We start from the raw sequence: 20199 nt of genomic DNA, 5'->3' as shown, positions 1-20199 counted from the left end.
TGCGCTAAACCAGAAAATCAGATAGTGCATCGGCTAACTTACGGTCGTTGGCCAGTCGCTGTACTTTATTTTGTCCGCCTAATTTTCCCGATCTTTTCATAAAGGCATTGAATCCGCCGGGAGTGACCGGGGTGATCTTTAGCGGCTGCAAGACCTTCCCTGCGATCAGGTCATAATAGTAGGAATTTTGCTTTTGCATTTCCTCATCCAGCCTTTTAGCCATTATTTCCAGTGCATCAGGCACCTCTTCGAATTCTATGAACCACTCGTGATACGGCAATTCGCCCTCTTTGACCGCTAGTTGCGGAGCCACCGAAAACTCCCTAACCCGGGCTTTCATTTCAGAAGAAACGATCTTCATGGCCTGTTCCACTTCCTTGGCGATCACATGTTCGCCGAAGGCGGAAATAAAATGCTTAATTCTTCCGGAAACAATAACCCGGTAAGGGTCTGTAGATACGAACTGTACCGTATCCCCCAGGTTATATCCCCATAGTCCCGCATTGGTGGATATGATCATCACATAATTCACCCCTGTCCTCACCTGCCCTATGGTGAGGCGTTTGGCGTCTTCTTCAAAGAATTCATCTGCTTTAATAAACTCATAGAAAATACCATTATTAAGCAATAACAGCATTCCGGGTTCTTTTTGAGAGTCCTGGTAGGCAAAAAAGCCCTCACTGGCCGGAAACAGCTCAATACTATCTACTTTTCTGCCTATAAGCGACTCAAACCGCTGACGATACGGCTCAAAGTTCACCCCTCCGTAAATGAAAAGCTCAAATCCGGGGAAGATATCCCCAACCTTTTTCCCGGTGCGGCTTTCCAAACGTTCAAAATACATCTGTACCCAGGAAGGAATCCCGCTAATAACCGTCATATTTTCCGGCAGGGTCTCGTCTACAACGGCCTCAACCTTGGTTTCCCAGTCTTCAATACAATTGGTTTCCCAACTGGGCATCCTGTTTTTCTGCAAGTAAGATGGCACGTAATGGGCTACGATTCCGGATAGTCTTCCCAGTTTGATCCCGTTTTTTTGTTCGAGTACCGGGCTTCCCTGTAAAAAGATCATTTTTCCATCCACGAAATCGGCCTTTCCGGTTTCAGCAATGTAGCACAGAATGGCATTTCGTGCTGCCTGAATGTGGTATGGCATGGAAGCCTCGGTAATAGGGATGTATTTGGCTCCGGATGTGGTTCCTGAAGTTTTGGCAAAATATATGGGTTTCCCTGGCCATAGTACATCTGCGGTTCCCGCGACCACCCGGTCTATCCAGGGTCTCAGCAATTCGTAATCTCTTACCGGAACCCTTTGTATAAAATCTTTATGGTCACGTATATTTTTAAAATCATGGTCTTCCCCGAAAACGGTATCCTTTGCTCTGCTAATCAGGTCCCGAAAAACCCGGGCCTGGGTTTCTTCAGGGCGGGAAGCCCACTTTTTAATCCGTTGAGTTACAATTCGGGCAAATACCTTCGCCCCTAGTGCTTTTATTGACATATTATTCAAAGTCTATATAGTCGGAAGGATCCACCGGTTGACCTTCACTCCATAATTCAAAATGCAGATGAGGACCTGTGGTGAGTTCGCCCGTATTCCCGATAATGGCAATAACCTCTCCTCCTTTAACCAGGTCGCCCTGTTGTTTACTTAAGGAAGAATTATGCTTGTAGGCAGAAAGCAATCCGTAGGGATGTTCCACAATAATCACATAGCCTGTCTCTGTAGTCCATTCCGCAAAGATCACCGTACCATCGGCTACCGCTTTTACCGGTGTTCTGGCAGGAGCCGTCAGGTCGATGGCATAATGCTTTTCCTCCACATTATAGGTTTGGGATATTTCGCCCTGTAAAGGTGGAAACAGCACAAAATCGATTCGGGAGGAAGCGGCCTGGAATAAATTGTATTTATCTTCCATAGCCACCTTTTCACGCAGGAGGGAGTCCTGTTTATTGGGTAAAAGATCTACAGAAGCTGTATCCGGGCGAAATTCTGAGAAAAGGGAGTCCCGGTCGATCTCCTCGGTATCGAGCTCTCCCTTCAATACCCTCTGTATCTTATTAAAGTAGGCTTCGTTTACCGCCAGTTTGTATTCCAGAGAATCCACCTTAAACGCCAGGTCAGTGGCCTTAATACGCAATTCGGTGGAAGAGTATCCGGGAATGTATTCTTTCAACGGGGTAAAGGCGATTAAAAATATGGTTCCGGCTATAAGGAAAATCGTAAACAGCGTTCCCATGACAAATACATTGAGCCGGTTAAGCTTAAAGGACAGGCGTTCTTCAAAAGTGTCCTCATTAAGCACCACCAGGCGATACTTATGCAGGAGCTTTTTCCTGATCTGCTTCCTTTTCTGTTCTTTGTTTGCCATAATAGAGCAAATATAACCATTACACGCTGTAATTCAATCTTGCAATTCCCGGATTTTAAGGGGATATGTAATGTGTTTAGACTTTAATTCTTACCTTTGTCGATGAACTTAATTTTAATATCATGGCAATGACATTTTTTCTTGCAATTGGTTGGCAACAGGTATTGATCATCGCGATCGTTGTTTTGCTGTTGTTCGGAGGAAAGAAAATACCAGAGCTCATGCGAGGGCTTGGCAGTGGTATAAAAGAATTTAAAGACGCTTCCAAGGAAGACGCTACGGATTCAGAAAAAAAGAATGATTAAAGAATAGTCATCTACCTTCATAAAAAAGCCTTCCAAATGGAAGGCTTTTTTCTTTTCTGAAGGATGGTTACTTATTCTGCAGTGGCTATTTCACTGTCATCACCTTTGTCAATAAATTTCAGGGTTCTCAGAATAGCTTCCAGTTCGAACATATAGTCTCTTTTATTGGTAGAGGGGGCAAAGGTAAATCCTTCCAGCACCAGCAAACGGTTATTGGGTGTATCCTCTACCACATAATTTACGAATGGCCCGGCCATAAAGAAGTTTTTCACTTCCCACATTCCTTTGGTCTCTATCGCTTTTCTTCCTGCCAGTTCCGAGTCAAAAACATAGGGAGCATAAGCCTTCTCAGTGATCATATACATCCCTTCTTCGCGTCCGGGAACATAGGTTTGCCCTATGCTGTCTCTCATCTTAATAATGGCATTCACCCTGGTAGAGTCGTTGGGGATACTGTTCAGTGGCATTTCATAAACAAGAATATTCATGGTACCCTTGTGAATAATACGCTCAATCCAGAAAAAGTTATTTTCTTTTTTGGCGATCTTGTAAATCGAAGGCATGGAAAGGGAAATCCCCAATTCTTCAAGATCCTTCTCCTTGTTCAGGGAGCGTAGAAAGCGCTTTTGAGTTTCCCTGATCTCCATTTCCTTAAATTCCGAAATGATCTTTGGGGCGTGTTGCTCTACCTGATCAATGAGCTCTTCCCGGGTAGGGGCTTTCAGTATCGCTACCTGCTGTGGCCTGGCGAACATATCATTTCTGATCCCTGCGGTCTCTGAAGAATCGATCTCGGTGATGAGTACATTTCTTCTGGTCCTAACAAAATCCGTAAACACCTCCGGGTCTACCTGTCGGATGGTAAAAAGAGGCTCATCCCAGGGAAGTCCGTCTACAGGAGCTGCAAAATATTTTCTGATGCTATCTCCAACCTCTCCTTCCCATAGTTCGTTATCGACCACTAAAGAGATTTCGTTAATGGCTCCCACAGATTTTGGCAGGACCTTTTCATTAGACTCTTCACAGGAGAACAAAAAGGTACTAAGCAAGAGAAGAATACATACGTGTTTCATGATTCAGTAAATTTTAAACGGATGGTTTCCTCCGTCTTACCGCGAATATCGTTCCATTTTGATAAAACGAGGGGGTAAATTTAATAAAAAAGGCTTCAGTCCCGTATGTCGGGGCTGAAGCCTGTATAAGAAAAACGCATATAAGCGCTCTGGTTTCAGATTCTCCTCGGGTAGATAATCAGGCGTTGTCCCGCACGGATATTACTGTTTCGCAACCCATTCCATCGCTTGATCTCACTTACGCGAACCCCGTACTTTTTGGCGATCTTCCCCAGGTAGTCCCCGTTTCGAACGCGGTATTTTATCTGAGCATTTCGCTCTACCAGTTCCGGAAGCGGTTTTTCCCGCTGGGCCAGGTCTTCCTTTACATGGGCGTATATGGCATCTTCATTGGCTACAAATTCCCCGATCTTGCGCACCGGTAAACGAAGGGTGTAATTTTTACCTTCGATATGGGGAATGATATTTAGCTTATAAGATGGGTTAAAAAACTCCAGCTCCTCTACATCCATATCCATGATCTCAGAAACGTGATCAAAAGTGATCAGGTGTTTTACCCGGACGGTATCCGACTCGTAATACGCCCATTCCGGATTCAGGTCTTCCAGGCCGTGTTCCTTTGCATATTCGAAAATGTAAAGCGTTGCCTGGAAGGCAGGCACGTAGCCCGCCGTTTCCCGAGGCAAAAAGGGCCTGAGATTCCAGTAATTCTGGCTTCCACCGCTACGTCTTATGGCTTTGGATACATTCCCGGGGCCTGAATTGTATGCTGCCAGGGCCAGATCCCAATCACCAAACATTTCGTAAAGCTTTCCGAGAAATTTTGCGGCGGCTTCCGTAGAACGCTCGGGGTCACTGCGCTCATCTACATAGCTGCTCACGTTTAATCCGTAGGACCTTCCTGTGGCATACATGAACTGCCAAAGGCCTGTGGCTCCCACCCAGGACTTTGCCTTGGGATTCAGGGCAGACTCAACGATCGACAGATACTTCATTTCCAAAGGAATATCATACCTGTCAAATTCCTGCTCGAACAAAGGGAAATAGTATTTACTCAGGGCAATAAGCCGGGTAAGTTGTTTTTTTCGGTTCTTCAGGTAATTATTGATAACGCTCTCCAGAATGGGATTGTACTCTATATGAAAGGGAGTTTTCTGATTCAACAATTCAAGCCGGGCCTTCAGGGTATCCGTAGGAAGCACCACCTCACTTACCTTTTAAAATTCCATGGAAGCTATATCCTTATAGATGGTATCATACAATCCGGAACCGTAAAACTGCTGGAGCCACAGACTATCCACCTCTTTTGCGAATGGATTGTCTGGAAGGACGTATTTCCCGCCTTTTTTCAGCGTCAGTGCCTTTATGGTATCTGCCTCAGCCATGAGGACCTTTTCGTCATTCAGTTTGGAAATCTCATTAGACGTTTCTCCCTTTTCCCCGGCAGTTACACCGGACATGTCTTTCTGGGCGAACAGAAGTGATTGACATAAAAAGGAACAAATAAAAAGAATTTGCAGTTTTCTCATTAGATATCAGGGCATTTTAGGGCTTGCAAAAATCGCGGTTTTTTTAAAAACAGCGGCTTATATAATGTTAAAAAACAAACCCTTATACACAGTACAAGGGTTTGCTGTCTCCATAACGAGACGTTATCATTATTATTATTTCAGAATAGCAGCAATTCCCGGAAGTGTTTTTCCTTCCAGGCTTTCCAGCATGGCTCCGCCACCTGTTGAAACATAGCTTACCTTATCTTCAAATCCAAATTGCTTTACCGCAGCCACAGAATCACCTCCTCCCACAAGAGAAAATGCTCCGTTCTTTGTGGCCTCTTCTATAAATTCCCCTAAAGCGATGGTTCCCTTGGCAAAACGCTCCATTTCGAATACCCCCACAGGACCATTCCACAACAGGGTTCTGGATTCCAGGATCACCTTTTTAAAATTTTCAAGGGTCTGCGGACCCGCATCCAGCCCCTGCCATCCGTCCGGGATCTGATCTACAGGGCATACCTTGGTTTCCGCATTATTATCAAAGGCATCGGCAGCCACCACATCTACGGGCAGGTACACATTGACCCCTCTGGATTTAGCCTTTTCAAGAATACTCAGAGCCAGGTCCTGTTTGTCGTCCTCACATATGGAATCTCCTATTCTACCTCCCTGTGCTTTTACAAAAGTATAGGTCATTCCCCCACCAATGATCAGATTATCAACCTTATCCAAAATGTTTTCTATAATGGTGATCTTAGATGACACCTTTGCTCCTCCCAAAATGGCTGTAACAGGCTTCTCCCCGCTTTTCATCACCTTATCAATGGCTTCGATTTCCCTGGCAAGCAAGTATCCAAAACATTTCTTTTCCGGGAAAAACCGGGCAACAATAGTGGTAGAGGCATGTGCCCTGTGCGCGGTTCCGAAGGCATCGTTCACATAAATATCTCCTAATTTTGAGAGTTGTTCCGCAAAAGCCTCATCTCCCTGTTCTTCCTCCGCATGAAACCTGAGGTTTTCCAGTAATAGTACCTCCCCGGGCTTCAGGGCCGCTACGGCTGCTTCTGCTTTTTCTCCTACACAGTTCTCTGCAAATTTTACCTGAACGCCAATGATCTCTGATGCCTTATTCAAAATATGCTTCAGGGACATGCTGTCATTAACCTGCCCCTTGGGTCTTCCCAGGTGACTCATTAATACCGCGCTACCTCCATCTTCAAGAATCTTTATGATCGTGGGTTTCGCTGCCTCTATACGGGTAGCGTCAGTAACTTTGAGCTCTTCATTCAGAGGAACATTAAAATCGACCCTTACCAGGGCCTTTTTATCTTTAAAATTAAAATCGTCTATTGTTCTCATAATTTTTCTTCAGTTCTAGACAAAGTTACATATTTAAAATCTCCCTGAAAAAGCGATAATCCCCGTATTCCGGCATTTCTTCGAATTCATCTCCCCTATTTTAAAAAGGCCCTATTGCTTGTAGAAACACAGAATAACCTTTATTTTTCCAACTGAAAACACCCCTTATGCGATTTGAAGATATAACCGGTCAGGAGCATATTAAAAATCACCTGAAACACAGTGCCGATCACGGCAGGATCCCGCATGCGCAACTCTTTGTCGGGCCTGAAGGCTCGGGACTGCTGCCTATGGCAATAGCCTATGCCAGGTATATTATCTGTGGTTCAGAGCACAGGAATGCCGGAGCCTGCCATCTTAAATTCGATAAGTTTGCCCATCCGGATCTCCATTTCGCATATCCGGTTAACACGAGCGATAAGATAAAGAAGGACCCGACCAGTAAGGATTATGCCCAGGAATGGACTGCCTTTTTGAAGGAACAGCCTTATGGCAACCTCTTCGATTGGTTATTGAGCATAGGTATAGAAAAAAAACAGGGGCTTATCTCGGTTCACGAAGCCAAGGACATCCTGAAGTCGATCTCGCTAAAGGCTTTTGAAGGAGGTTATAAGATATGTATCGTCTGGATGGCGGAAGCGATGAATAATGCCTGTGCCAATAAACTACTCAAGCTCATCGAAGAACCCCCGGAGAAAACTGTATTTCTTTTACTGGCAGAGGATGAAGAAGCCCTTTTACAAACCATACGATCAAGATGCCAGGTTATTCATTTCCCTCCGCTTTCCGAGGCCTCTGTTGTCAAAGCCCTTGAGCAAAAAGGAATGGCTGCGGCCGAGGCCCTTAAACTTGCGCACCGTTCCGACGGAAACCTGAACAAGGCATTCGACCTGATGGAACACCGGTCTGAAGATGAGGTCTTCGAAAAATGGTTCGTTACCTGGGTGCGAACAGCCTTTAAGGCCCGGGGGAATAAACAGGTGGTTAACGATTTGCTCTCCTGGAGTGATGAGGTGGGAAAAACCGGAAGAGAAACCCAGAAAAAATTTATCTATTACTGCATGGAAGTGTTCCGGCAAGCCCTGGTTTTAAATTATAACGCCAACAGCCTGGCGTTTATGGAATTCGACACCGGTTTCCAGTTAAAGAAATTTGCCCCCTTTGTTCACGGCAATAACATCAATGAAATTCACAGGGAACTGGAGAACGCTCTTTACCAGGTAGAGCGCAATGTAAACAGCAAGATCATTTTCACAGACTTATCTCTTTCGCTTACGCGATTACTCCATAAGAAACCTGAATAGACTTTTATACAGGACGCGATAAGCAAAATCATGTTTCTTTCAAAAACTGTAAAAAGATCCTTCCCCCGGGTTCTGATAAGAAATTTCTCCTTAAGCTGCGTTGCACCTAAGGCGCATTTTCCCAATTTATAACCCCTCTAACAAAAAAAGACCACACTACTACGTGCAGTCTTTTATACATCCGGTATCAGATGCCCCTAAGGTTCGGGGGAACCTTATATAGGGTGATAACGCACGGGATCGCAATTTCTTATATCAGCTACAGCTAAAAGCTCCCTTTTCCATGGCGCTATTGAGGTGTCTCTGGATGACCTTTCAGGTAGCTCTCCTTTGTATGTAAGCTTGATACCATTCAGGATTTTCGCTTGTAAACTTTAAAGACAATAATAGCCGTGCTTGTCAGTAATGGTTTTTCTGAGGCATCGGGCGCCCCGAAGCGTCGGGGAGGACAACAGCCAGTGGCTGTTTTTAGCGCAGGGGCCAGCTAGCGTGCGGGCAACTTAGCCTATACCTTAAGATAGCCGGGGCTTGTAAATAAAAAGCTATATATTTTAGGGAGCCTGCGATTCTTTTATTCCTGAACAAAAAAAGACCGTCCTTGTTACAGAACGGTCTTATTAGTTGAGGCATCGAGCGGATTCGAACCGCTGTACAAGGTTTTGCAGACCTCTGCCTAGCCACTCGGCCACGATGCCCTTTTGTGGTGGGCAAAAATAAGAAATTAATTCTCTTTATTCCAAAAACTATTTACTTTACCTGCTCAGGGTCATTTCTATGGTTACCTTTTCCACATTTCCCCCTATTGGCGGATTGATCTTTGACACCTCGACCGTGGCTTCCATGGCTATCGGAATCTCATCAAAGATACGATCAAGCATCCGTTTGGCAACGTGCTCCAGCAATTTCGAACGAACCGCCATCTCCTCCTTTACAATGCGGTTAATATGCACATAATCCACAGTATCCCTGAGCGCGTCACTTTTTGCTGAGGGTTGCAGATTGGCCTTTACCGCCACATCTACCCGGTAATCACTTCCTATCTTACCCTCTTCCATCAGGCATCCGTGATAGGCATAAACCTGAATGTTGGTTACCCTAATTGTTCCCACACGTCTAATATTTAACGCAAAAATACATCAAACCTCCAGCATGAAAAAACAACCCGTTAATTATCTCCTCTGCCTGCCAGCTGTTTTCGCAAAGAAAATGAACCTTACCCTTGCACATCACCTGAAGGCGTTTTAAGGCCCTACAGCAAACTTTTGCTAAAATCAAGGAGGAACACTTCCTGTCAATTTCGTTCAAATGGAACGAGCTTTGTTGCTTAGCGGTAAAGGGTAAAGAGACCTACATAATTGCGGACATCTTCCCCTTCATCAAAACTAACCACATACCAGTAATCTCCGGTTGGCAATTCGCTTCCGTTATAGGTGCCGTCCCAGAACTGGCCCGCACGCATCTCCCCTACCACCCTGCCGTAGCGGTCATAAACAATGGTTTTTATACTCGGGTACGCCTGGGAATTTGACGGCCCCCAGGTATCGTTGTTATTGTCTCCGTTTGGTGTAAAAAAGTTCGGAATTTCAATATCATAGAACTCTACAAAGATCGAAGCGCGGCTCTCACACCCGTTGGCATCTACGACCACCACCTCATACGTTCCGGTTTCCCGAATTCGGTAATTGGCATCCTCACCCACGTACTGGCCATTCACGTAGTACGAATATGGAGGTACTCCCCCAACAGCCGTCATTTCCAAAAGATTAAATTCTTCATTGGTCAGCGATAGTTCAAGGGGTTCTATAGAATCGATCTCAAAATCGATAATTCGTACACATCCTTCATAACTTGCCGTGATGGTGTGAGGACCCGGAGCCACGTCCACAAAAATATTTTGAAACTGATCAGATCCATTATCGAGGTTGTAGATCACATCGGTGATGGTCGGATCGCTCATATTAACAATCACCTCATTACCTGAGCTGTTACCTATACAGGTATACATTACTTCTACCTGCGGATCTAAAGGAACCGGGGCTTGCAGGGTTACAGCGATATTCTCTTCACATCCATTGGCATCTTTTACAAAAATGGTATAGGTTTCTCCCCCCGAAAGTCCTTCAAAAAGGGTCTGTCTTTCCACAAAATCGCCCGGGTTATTGGAATTCAAGGAGGTGTAATACGGAGCCACACCTCCACTTATGTCCAGAGAAATAATTCCTGTATCCTCTCCCTCACAGTATTCCTCGGAAATGATCTCAGGGGTCAATACCAAAGGTGTTGGGGCCACGATATCCACTTCAAAAATAAACGGCAGACATCCGTTGGAATCCTGTGCTATGATGGTATAACGACCCGGTTCAAGGTCATAAAAAATATTCTGGTCCTGGAACTGGTCCAAGCGCGGGGAAATGGCATACTGGTATATTCCCGTACCGCCTTCCAACAGCACCTCTATGGTTCCAAAATCCTCAGCACAGGCAGGCTGGGTGACCACCGGGTCGCTGGCTGTGATTGGATTCCCTTCTCCCAGCTCAATGCGAATCGTTTCAGAACAATCCTCACTTTCCACTCTTACAAAGTACACTCCCGCAAACAGATCAGCAAATACATTGGAGTTCTGTGCCGGTCTTACCGGGTTCTTGATATCCATAGTCTCATCGAGCAGGGTAAACACATAATTCCCTGCCCCTCCCGTTGCTCTTACCTGAATAAATCCGGTAGCTTCCTGGTAACAGCTTGCATCGGCAGCGATCTCCGCAACGATCTCTACAGGGGATATTTCCTCGATACTAACCGTATTGGACACAAAAGAAATACATCCGTTAGCATCTTTCACATAATAGCTGTACTCACCTGGAGGGACGGTAAAAGTGACCGAACTTCCATTGGTAAAAGGGGAAAAGTTACCCGAAGGTGAAGTTGCATAGCTGTAGGGCGCCGTTCCTCCGAAGGCGGTCAGGGTTATAGTGGCGTCCTCCAAACAGGTGTTTGCGCTTTCCAAACGCAATTGTGATGTGAGCTGCTCCGGTTCTGTGAAAGTCACTGCGGGCGTTGTGTAATCACATCCCCATCCGTCAGTTACGGTAACACTGTAATTTCCTACTCCCAGATTGGTAAAGGTATCTTTTTGGCCCGGAGCAGTGCTAAAGAGAATGTTCGTGCCCGAATTATCCAGGTAATTCAATGAGAAAAGGTATTGCGCACTGGAGTCCAGTTCCGGCAATCCTCCACTCACCAAAGCGACTGAAACAGTTCCCGTATTGTCTCCGAAACAATTAATGGTTGCATCTTCAATCAAGCTGGCAGTGATCGGATTTGGAGCCACCAAATTAACATCCTGAACGGCCTCACAACCAAAGGAATCTCTTACCGTAACCCGGTATTGCCCTCCAGGCAGTCCCGTAAATTCCGAGGCCGAACCGAAAGGTACCACTATGGTTGCCGGCACGGTCGAAATATCAGAAAGCTGGTATTCGTAGGCGGCGGTACCGCCACCTGCATAGGCAATAATGGCACCGTGATCTATACAGGTTGGGGTCTGAGATACTTCAGCGTCCAGCAACAACTGACTTGATGATTCTGTAATTTCAAACTCCACCGAGCTTACTGAACAGGCATTATAGGCGCCTCCAACCTCTGTGAATAATACATAGTAAGTACCCGGATCTAACCCGCTTAGGGTCCCGCTGGTGATTGATCCGGTTACCGGAATACGGTTGCTTACCCCGGTGAACTCATTGGTTTCCGGAACAAAGACTTCATAAGCGATCTCTGTGGTAAATGAATCATAGCCTGTAACGGTAAAGTCCACACTTCCATTCGCAGCTCCGTAACAAGTTACGTTAGCTACCTGGTCCAGGGTCGGGATCATTGAAGACGGACTATCAATAGGGCCGGCTGCAGTTTCAAAGTAATAACAATCCGTTACAAGGTCATGTACAACAAAGGTGTAGGTAACCCCGGGTGTTAATCCTGTAAAGGTGGCTCTGTCAGTAAATCCGGTATCAGGCCCACGGTAATTTGACGGATCGGTATAGGGTACCTTATAATATTCCAGTACCGCAAACTCATAATTTCCGCTTCCGGTGAGGGTTGAAGAAACGCTAACCACCGCTGTACCTCCAACGGTACAGTTAAGGGTAGGGGTTGAAGTATCAATAATAAGGTCATCCGGAGGTGTAGCAAGAACCACCTCTGCTGGCGGGCCTGAAGGACATCCTTCGGCATCGGTTACCTCAACATGGTAAATGCCGTAATCAAGGCTGCTAAAAGTGTATGGGTCTGCAGGAATAGAAGCGGAAGTATAAGTTGACCGGAATCCATCCTGACGTGTAAGGGTGTACGTATAGGGAGGATTGCCTCCGGTAACGTTATCCACCGTAATACTTCCCAACGATCCGGTTGTACAGCTTATTTGCTCATCAGAGAGCGCGTAAGTTACTTGCGTGGGCTGATCAACATTTACTGTTTCTGAATAAATACATCCATTGGTGTCTGTAGCGGTCAGAATATATTGTCCGGCCGGAAGGTTTTGAAAATTTCCTGAATCATTTCTTAACACACTGCCATCAGGATATTCCAACTTATAGGTTTGACCATTACCTCCGGTTCCGGCTACCACCTCGATGGTAATAAATCCGTTGTCAGACCCGAAACACGTCACATTCCCATTGTTTACTGTATATTCTGTTACCGGGGGAGCAACGATCTCTACAGGATTTGAAAATGCAGTACAATTATTCCGGTCAAGAACCACGAATTCATAGGTTCCCTCAGCTCCGGCAGCCACCTGAAAATTATCACTTCTCGAAAAGACTCTCGGCGGTATATCATCTATGCTTCCGTAGTTAATGGCCGGAGCGGTAGCACCGATCGCTGGTGTATAACTCCAGACAGCAAAAAAGTAAGGCTGCACGCCTCCGGTGGCATTGACCCTGAGTATACCGTTGGTTCCACAAATAATCTGCTGCTCCACCCAGGCAGTTATTTCAAGATCAGAGTCACTGATAATACTAATGTTTTCAGTATAGGAACACCCATCAGAGGTTTCGGCTATAACGGTATAATCCCCTGTGGCCAGGTTTTTAAAGGTGTAGTTGTTGTCGTTATCAGGACCAAAAACGTCTACCGTAGCTCCGGCATCATCCAACAGCGTATAGGTGTACTGAGGTTCGGCATTGTTCATGGTTATCGTAATGCTCCCGAAACCTGTGGGACACTGTGGATTGGTAACATTCACAGTGGCGGTGAAATCTCTGTCTGTTACAGCAATGTCAGGCACCGAGAACAGGCAAGGCTGCCTTCCGTCAAGACCGGCATCAATTCCGGCCTGACGAATAAAAACAGTATATACCCCGGGGGTATTAATAGCAAAGGTGTTTGCAGATTGCCAGGTAGCCGAGTTAGCGACAAAACCTTGCGGATCTGCAGTCACAGCATACTCATATCCTGCCGGAACATTAGTGATGGTTATATTTCCGGGAGTAGAACAGAGGATATCTCTTGAATTCACTTCCGGATTCAGGGTGTTCTCATAGACTTTAAAAGGAAAACGATTAAAACAACCATTCTGGTACACCACGATAAGGCGGTACTCTCCCGGACCTTCCAGGGTATAATCCTCATCGGTAGAAACAGTAGTCCAGCTACAGGTGAGCGACCGCGTTGGACAATCATCACCAGCCTCAGCATCACATCCTCCATCCAGGCGTTGCCATTCAAAAGATTGGGCATCATTGAAAGAAATATCCAAAAACCGGTCATCATTCGCCCCGCAGAGATAAAATTTAGGCAGGTCACTGCCATCATTAGGGCAGGAAACCACCTCATCGGCTATCGCTATAAAGGGGTTCACTGCATTATTGCTGAAGGGTAGCACGTTAATCGTTTCTTCATCAGAAATACAGCCTTGTGGGGCGGTCTTTACCACCCGATACGTACCAAAACCAGTTGCGGTAAAGGTTTGGCCGGTAGCCTCTGCAATATCGGTAAAGTTCCCATTACCATCGCCTCTTTGCCATTGATAGGCCGTATATCCGCTACCTGCCGTAAGTTCAATACTCGAACCGCAGAGGTACTCATCCCTTTCAAAATTGCAATCTTCCAGGCCAACCAGGAAGTTGGTAGAGCCGGGAGTGGGGAATCCGCAGTTATTAAACCGACTCACGCTGGGATCATCAGTGATCTGGTTGTCGTTTATCACTCCGCGATAGGTAGCATAAGCCAGGTTCTCAATAATATTGGAGCAGGCATCCCGCAGCCCGTAGCAGTTCTCCAGCACCTTCACCTTGATTCTGATGGAATAACTCCCATCTTCCATTTCGATATATGAATCAGGAATTCGGAAGGTCAATTCATGATTACCCTCATCGTATTGCACATCAATGACATCCCCGTTGGAATCGTATACCAGTTCATCCAATAAAGGATCAACGTTGACAGGAAGCCTGTCCCTGATGGAAAAATCTGTACCATCGTCATTCCCTACATTGTCGAAGGTAAGCACATAGTACATTTCCTGTCCGAGGGTCACATTTCCTCCCGTAATGTCATTCCCTGTCAGGTCTTCCACAATTTTTGTAAGCTGAATATCAGGCTCAATGATCTCGATGGAGAGGGTGTTGAGAAACACCCCATACCCATCTCCGGTGGTTTCCACCCTGGCGGTCAGCCCTGTTTCATTGTTATTGATAACACTGTTATTGGGGTTGTCCAGATCAAAGATATCGGCGTCAAAGCCAAGGGCATTTAACCCTGCAGGTTGCCGGGTGGTCACGTTATTCCCGTCTACCGTAATACTACTGTTAAAAAAGTTATTAGTAGCGCCTACATCGTTTCTGAGGGCAGTAAAGGTGGCATTGCCATCTGCGCGAATCTCCATACGGTCATTCACCTTTCCATAATCTCCTTCCAGGGCACCTACTCCTAAACGGGCACGAACCGGACCATTGGGAATGGTTTTAAAGCCACTATAGCTGAAATCCTGAATATTATTACTCCCGCTACCTCCAACTGCTGCATAGCCATCGAAGGTAGAGATATATCTGCCGGGCAGGTTTGGATCTTCATACACAAGCACCAGTATCCATCCTCCTCCGGAGCCACCGTTTTTTGTTCCCTGGTTGGCCCGGATATTGGCGACCGTATAAGTTCCGTTAGGGTCTGGTAATGCCGAAACCACATTGGTTACATCCTTATAACAAACATAGGATGTTTCATTAGCCCGGTTGGTCGGAGAGCCGTAATACTGCCAGTCTGCCAACAGGTCTGTATAGGGTTGACCCGGTACCATAAACTTAACCTGATCGTAATCATCCCTGGGAGGCGTAGATTCATCATTGTCGTGGGGATAGATGGCCGACCAATATAAGCCGGCGTAAACAATACGGGTACAGCCTTGCAGATAAAGGTCAGAACTCGATGAACTAAAAGTAGTGGTATCGCCATCGATATCTATATAGGCAACATCAACATTATTGTTGTCCCGATTACCGTTGTAATCAGCATTAGGGTCATTTGATGGATTGAGGATGTTATTGGCCAGCATAACTAATTCACCTCTAACATTGGTAGAAAACCGTTGTTCAAAGGGTCTTCCGATCTGTGCGGACAATGACCCGATACCCGACAATAACAAGCAGGCCAACAGGATCACTTTTTTTAAGTAGGAAATTGTTGCATTCATAGCATAGTAATTTGATCTTCATAAGAATTGGGGCTTCTTGTATAGTGGTAATCGACATCCATAAAGCTTTAAGGAAGATAAATATGCCTGGTGCAGGAAAAGAAGAAAGTCATTCCAGTAGGTTAATGCAAATCAATTAAGATCGAAGCCTGGCCCTTGTAATAGGTATTTAACAAGGATCAGAAATAACGACCGCGAATTGATGGTATTGAATGAACTTTCTGCGTATTTAAAACAGATTCGTTCCCGATAAAGATTTTGTGGATAGCGTAAAGTTGTTTATAGGCGTCTTAATTATGGGTTTAGAAATGTAAATCATTCATTTTATAGTAATTATACGACATTTAACGAATATTTGATGCATTTTAACTGATTTTTTTTCATTTAATCGATGATTTACACCTGCAGAAATCAGAAACCGACATCCTGGTTGCATTTAACGTCTCTATTCAAATTTTGGCCATAAAAAAACCCTTCCTTGAACAATCAAGGAAGGGTCATAATTAGCGTATGCTTTATATTATCTGTAAAGGGTAAAGTGGCCTACATAATCCCGGACATCTTCCCCTTCATCAAAACTAACCACATACCAGTAATCTCCACTCGGCAATTCGCTTCCGTTATAGGTGCCGTCCCAGAACTGGCCCGCACGCATCTCCCCTACAACCCTGCCGTAGCGGTCATAAACAATAGTCTTTATACTCGGATACGCCTGAGAATTTGAAGGCCCCCAGGTATCGTTATTATTATCTCCGTTGGGCGTGAAAAAGTTGGAAATGCTGATGTCGTAAAATTCAAGGGTGATCTCTGCCCGGCTTTCACATCCGTTGGCATCCACTACAACCACTTCATACGTTCCGGTTTCACGGATCCTGTAATCGGTGTCTTCTCCCCTGTATTCTCCATTTACATAAAAAGTATATGGCGCAACACCTCCGCTGGCCTGCATTTCTATCAGGTTGAAAGTTCTGTTAGCCAGGGAGAGTTCTACAGGAGAAATGGCATCGATTTCAAAATTCAGGGTCTTTTGGCACCCCTGGTAACTTGCAGTAATGCTGTGGGTGCCAGGAGCAACATCCTTAAATGAATTTACGAACTGATCCGGTCCGCCGTCCAGAGAATAGATCACATCCGTAATCCCCGGGTTGCTCAGCGCGATCACCACCTCGTTAGATGAGGAATTGTCGGTACAGTCATACCAGATTTCAAGTACCGGGTCTATCGCATAATCATAGGCCCTGAACGGATAATAGGTTATACAACCGTTATCGAAGGTCACCGCCAGGCGGTATTCCCCTGCTGCATCGAGGGTAAAATCTTCTCCGGTAGCCACAGTGCTCCAGGTACAACTATCTGAGGTTACAGGACAATTCCCTGTTTCTTCCTGGGAACATCCCCCATCCAGTTTTTGCCATTCCAGGGAAACACTATTATTTATAGAAACGCTTAAAGCACGCTCTTCATCGGCACTACAAAAATAAAACTGTGGTACGGGTGTCCCATCTGCAGAACAGCTAACCACCTCGTCGGCCTGATTGATCACCGGGTTCACAAGTCCGTTATCGGCAAGGTATACATTATATACCTCTTCCCCAGAGATACAGGGAGAGGCTATGGTTTTAATCACCCTGTAGGTTCCCTCTGCTGTGGCTTCAAAATTGAAGGAATCAGCCCCTGTGATATTTATGAAGGTTCCCGTATCGTCCAGGTATTGCCATTGATACGTGGTAAACCCATTCCCGGCATTCAGCATAATGCTACTGCCGCACAAAAAGAGGTCACTCTCGAGGTTGCACCCTGTAAGATCGATATAGTTTGTGGCGCCGGGGGATGGGATGCGGCAATCGCCAAATTCGGTCGCTCCGGGGTCATCCGTAATAATATTATCATTGATCACACCCCGGTAGGTCCCGTATACCAGGTTTTCCAAAACATTGGCGCAGGCGTCCCTCAACCCAAAACAATCTTCCAGAACCTTTACCCTGATCTTGATGGTATATGCACTTTCTGCGACTTCGACATAGGAATCCGGAATTTGAAAGGTGATCTCCCGGGTGGCTGAATCAAAATTGTACTGAATCTGGTCTCCGTTATCCGGAAAGATGATTTCGTTAAATAAGGGGTCTACATTAACAGGGAGTTGGTCGCGTAGTGTAAAGTTCGTTGCGTCGTCGTTTCCTGTATTGTCGAAGGTAATTACATAATACATTTCCTGCCCCAGGGCAACGCTGGCTCCGTCAATATTATTCCCGCCGAGATCTTCAACGGTATTGGTGAGCTGAATATCGGGTTCAATATTTTCAATAGCCAGGGAGGTAAAAAAGAGATCATACTTATCTCCTGTTGATGTCGCCCTCAGAGTAGCTCCCGTCTCATTATTAGGGATCACCGAATTAGACGGATTGTCAATTTCCAAAAGATCGGTATCCCATCCGAGGGTATTTATACTGTTTGGGGTGCGTCCGGAAAGGGAACTCCCAAACTGACTGATACTGCTGTTAAAAAAGTTATCCGAAGGATTAAAAGCATCGCCCAAAGTAGTAAAACCGGTGTTGCTGTCTGCCTTAAATAAAAGGGCATCCCCGGCAATATCATTATCTCCCTCCAGGGCTCCTACCCCAAGGGTGGCATTAACCGGAAATGGATTGGGGAGGGTGTTAAATCCGCTAAAGGGAATATCAACCGTTTCTCCGGCCTTTATACCTGCATAACCATCAAAGGTGGCAATGTTTTTTGCAGGCACCGTTGGGTTTTCAAAGACAATGACAAGGGTCCAACCTGCGGATATCCCCCCGGAAACACTGGTGTAGTCTCCTGCCGCTGCAAGCACATTGGCTACGGTATATTCTCCCTGAGGATCTGCAAGGGGGGTAATGAGACCCGTTACATCCTTGTAGCAGATATACGGACTGTATGTTCCAAAATCACTGTCGCCATAACCATCAAAAATGATCTCATCTGCCGTAATATCCTGATAGGTTCCGCCGGGCAATTTAATTTTTACCTGGTCAAAACCGGTGCTCCTGGTATTTGGGTTCCCGTCTCCGTCATGCGGATAAACAGCTCCCCAGTAAAGCCCGGCATAACGCACTTTAGAACAATTGGGATCTGTAAGGGTAAATGTTGCGGAGGAGGAGCTAAATGTGGAGGTGTCGCCATCCACATCGATATATTGCATATTGAGAAAATCGTTAAGGTCTGAACTGCTGCCGGTAAGATTATAGGCCGTTTCAGGATCTCCGGATGCGTCATCCCTGTTTACGATACTATTTGCAATAAAGGTAAGGTCTCCCCTGATATTCTCCTGGTATCTTGGCTCAAAGGTCTTTTTTACCTGGGCCGACACCGTTAGGGTGGTGCACAGTAAAAATAAACCCCATAGGATTATTTCAGCGAGGTTGGCTTTGGTTTTAATCATAATAAAATATTAGGGCATTAACCAGGTGTGGGGGAACCAAAAAGCTAACTTCCGTTTTAATATGACAGGTGTTTTTTCATACCGAAAGGGAAGCAGTGTTCATTTTTAATGAAAACCCCTCCCTTTCTGATTTTTAGTATCTTATTTTAAAGATTAACGTTCATACTGCGTTGGCTAAACACACAACAGCACCCAACAACCAAGGTTGCAGGTACCGTATTTTTGTTAGCGCATGGTACATTTACAATTGCTGATTCCCTGGAACAGGTCGACTCCAACAGTGATCACATGCGTACCTGTACTGTACAGCTGGATCTCATTAAAGATCACCTGGTAGCTATAGCCAAAATAAAAACCTCCCTTTTTAAGGCCTCCCATCGGACCGATATTCCAAGGGTTTAGGAACTGGTCATTCAGGAACCGGTAGGTCAATCCAAACCAGTAATACTCTTCATCCCGTTCGCCCTGAAATTTCCAGTACCGAACCTTGAAGTTCACATCGGTACTCGAACGGCCGTCACTTTCAAACAACTGGAAGAACACCGAAGGTTCATATTCCCAGTTGGATGTTATTCTCTCCTTATAGCGATACCCGGTGTACAAGTAATAATTACGAAGACGGTTTGGTTCAGAGATCGCAAAAACGTTCAGGTCCTTATTCAGGATGTTCGCCGCGTTTAAACTCGCAAAGAATTTTCCATGACGGTACAGGATGCCCACATCAAAATTGTGGTTGGTGGTAGCTCTGTCGTCGGTTATAGAGGGATCTGCATTCGGGTCAAATTCATTGATGTCGATCCGAAACTGGTTCACATTATACGATAATCCGAACGACAGAAACTTGTCGTCCATATTATTCAGGGTCAGGTGGTGGGCAAAAGACAGTCTGGCCCCCAACTGACGGGTGTACCCATTCCGGTCGTTGTAAAACAGCACTCCGGTTCCGGAGCGTTGTCCGAGTCGGACATCCCCCACCAGCGTCTGGGTATCCGGGGCATCCTTGATGCCCACCCACTGGGTCAGGGCATTTCCCCTCACCTTCACATAATCTCCGATTCCCGCGTAGGTAGGCGAGATAACGAACTCATTATCCGAGGTGTACTGGGTAAATGTCGGAAGGGTAAGCTCCTGGGCTGAAGCGTGCATCCCGACAAGGGCCATGGTAGCATAAATAAGTTTTCTCAT

The 20199-nt window shown here is 45.7% G+C and carries 12 protein-coding genes and 1 tRNA gene; 2 read left to right on the top strand and 11 right to left on the bottom strand.

The genetic code is table 11. From position 1 onward, the window contains the following. Positions 1 to 4 precede the first annotated feature (4 nt). Positions 5 to 1501: a GH3 auxin-responsive promoter family protein gene (locus K7R11_RS01835; protein WP_224488191.1), complete on the bottom strand. Its 1497-nt coding sequence runs from the start codon at positions 1499 to 1501 to the stop codon at positions 5 to 7. Position 1502: 1 nt separating this feature from the next. After that, complete coding sequence (locus K7R11_RS01830) at positions 1503 to 2372, bottom strand: M23 family metallopeptidase (protein WP_224488189.1); 870 nt, start codon at positions 2370 to 2372, stop codon at positions 1503 to 1505. A gap of 122 nt (positions 2373 to 2494) precedes the next feature. Between K7R11_RS01830 and K7R11_RS01825 the strand changes: the two genes are divergently transcribed. Next, positions 2495 to 2677: a twin-arginine translocase TatA/TatE family subunit gene (locus K7R11_RS01825; protein ID WP_224488186.1), complete on the top strand. Its 183-nt coding sequence runs from the start codon at positions 2495 to 2497 to the stop codon at positions 2675 to 2677. A gap of 71 nt (positions 2678 to 2748) precedes the next feature. On the opposite strand, the gene K7R11_RS01820 is transcribed toward K7R11_RS01825, so the two are convergent. The 4 genes from K7R11_RS01820 to K7R11_RS01810 all read right to left on the bottom strand — a co-directional run bounded on the left by K7R11_RS01820 (position 2749) and on the right by K7R11_RS01810 (position 6605). Beyond that, positions 2749 to 3750: a DUF4837 family protein gene (locus K7R11_RS01820; protein WP_224488184.1), complete on the bottom strand. Its 1002-nt coding sequence runs from the start codon at positions 3748 to 3750 to the stop codon at positions 2749 to 2751. Between the two features lie 155 nt (positions 3751 to 3905). Continuing rightward, positions 3906 to 4955: a lytic transglycosylase domain-containing protein gene (locus K7R11_RS01815; RefSeq protein WP_317196460.1), complete on the bottom strand. Its 1050-nt coding sequence runs from the start codon at positions 4953 to 4955 to the stop codon at positions 3906 to 3908. Positions 4956 to 4967: 12 nt separating this feature from the next. Next, positions 4968 to 5279 carry a hypothetical protein gene (locus K7R11_RS15070; protein WP_317196459.1) on the bottom strand — a complete coding sequence of 104 codons (312 nt, stop codon included), beginning with the start codon at positions 5277 to 5279 and terminating at the stop codon, positions 4968 to 4970. A 135-nt stretch (positions 5280 to 5414) separates the two neighbouring features. Beyond that, positions 5415 to 6605: a phosphoglycerate kinase gene (locus K7R11_RS01810; RefSeq protein ID WP_224488182.1), complete on the bottom strand. Its 1191-nt coding sequence runs from the start codon at positions 6603 to 6605 to the stop codon at positions 5415 to 5417. A gap of 167 nt (positions 6606 to 6772) precedes the next feature. Between K7R11_RS01810 and K7R11_RS01805 the strand changes: the two genes are divergently transcribed. After that, positions 6773 to 7909, top strand: coding sequence for a DNA polymerase III subunit (locus tag K7R11_RS01805; protein WP_224488180.1), 1137 nt, complete (start codon positions 6773 to 6775; stop codon positions 7907 to 7909). Between the two features lie 624 nt (positions 7910 to 8533). Here the strand turns inward: K7R11_RS01805 and K7R11_RS01800 are convergent. From K7R11_RS01800 to K7R11_RS01780, 5 genes are all read right to left on the bottom strand, one after another. After that, positions 8534 to 8604: transfer RNA gene (locus K7R11_RS01800), tRNA-Cys, on the bottom strand. Positions 8605 to 8661: 57 nt separating this feature from the next. Further along, entirely contained in the window at positions 8662 to 9018 is a 357-nt protein-coding gene (gene folB, locus K7R11_RS01795; RefSeq protein ID WP_224488178.1) for a dihydroneopterin aldolase, read from the bottom strand. A gap of 215 nt (positions 9019 to 9233) precedes the next feature. Continuing rightward, positions 9234 to 15596, bottom strand: a complete 6363-nt coding sequence (locus K7R11_RS01790; protein ID WP_224488176.1) for a T9SS type B sorting domain-containing protein — start codon at positions 15594 to 15596, stop codon at positions 9234 to 9236. Positions 15597 to 16116: 520 nt separating this feature from the next. Next, entirely contained in the window at positions 16117 to 19014 is a 2898-nt protein-coding gene (locus tag K7R11_RS01785; protein WP_224488174.1) for a T9SS type B sorting domain-containing protein, read from the bottom strand. Between the two features lie 225 nt (positions 19015 to 19239). Further along, positions 19240 to 20199: a PorP/SprF family type IX secretion system membrane protein gene (locus K7R11_RS01780; protein ID WP_224489128.1), complete on the bottom strand. Its 960-nt coding sequence runs from the start codon at positions 20197 to 20199 to the stop codon at positions 19240 to 19242.

The sequence above is a fragment of the Robertkochia flava genome (assembly GCF_020166515.1).
Taxonomy (GTDB): Bacteria; Bacteroidota; Bacteroidia; order Flavobacteriales; family Flavobacteriaceae; genus Robertkochia; species Robertkochia flava.
The sequence above is the reverse complement of the archived record's forward strand: the minus strand, read 5'-3'. Positions and strand labels throughout refer to the sequence as shown.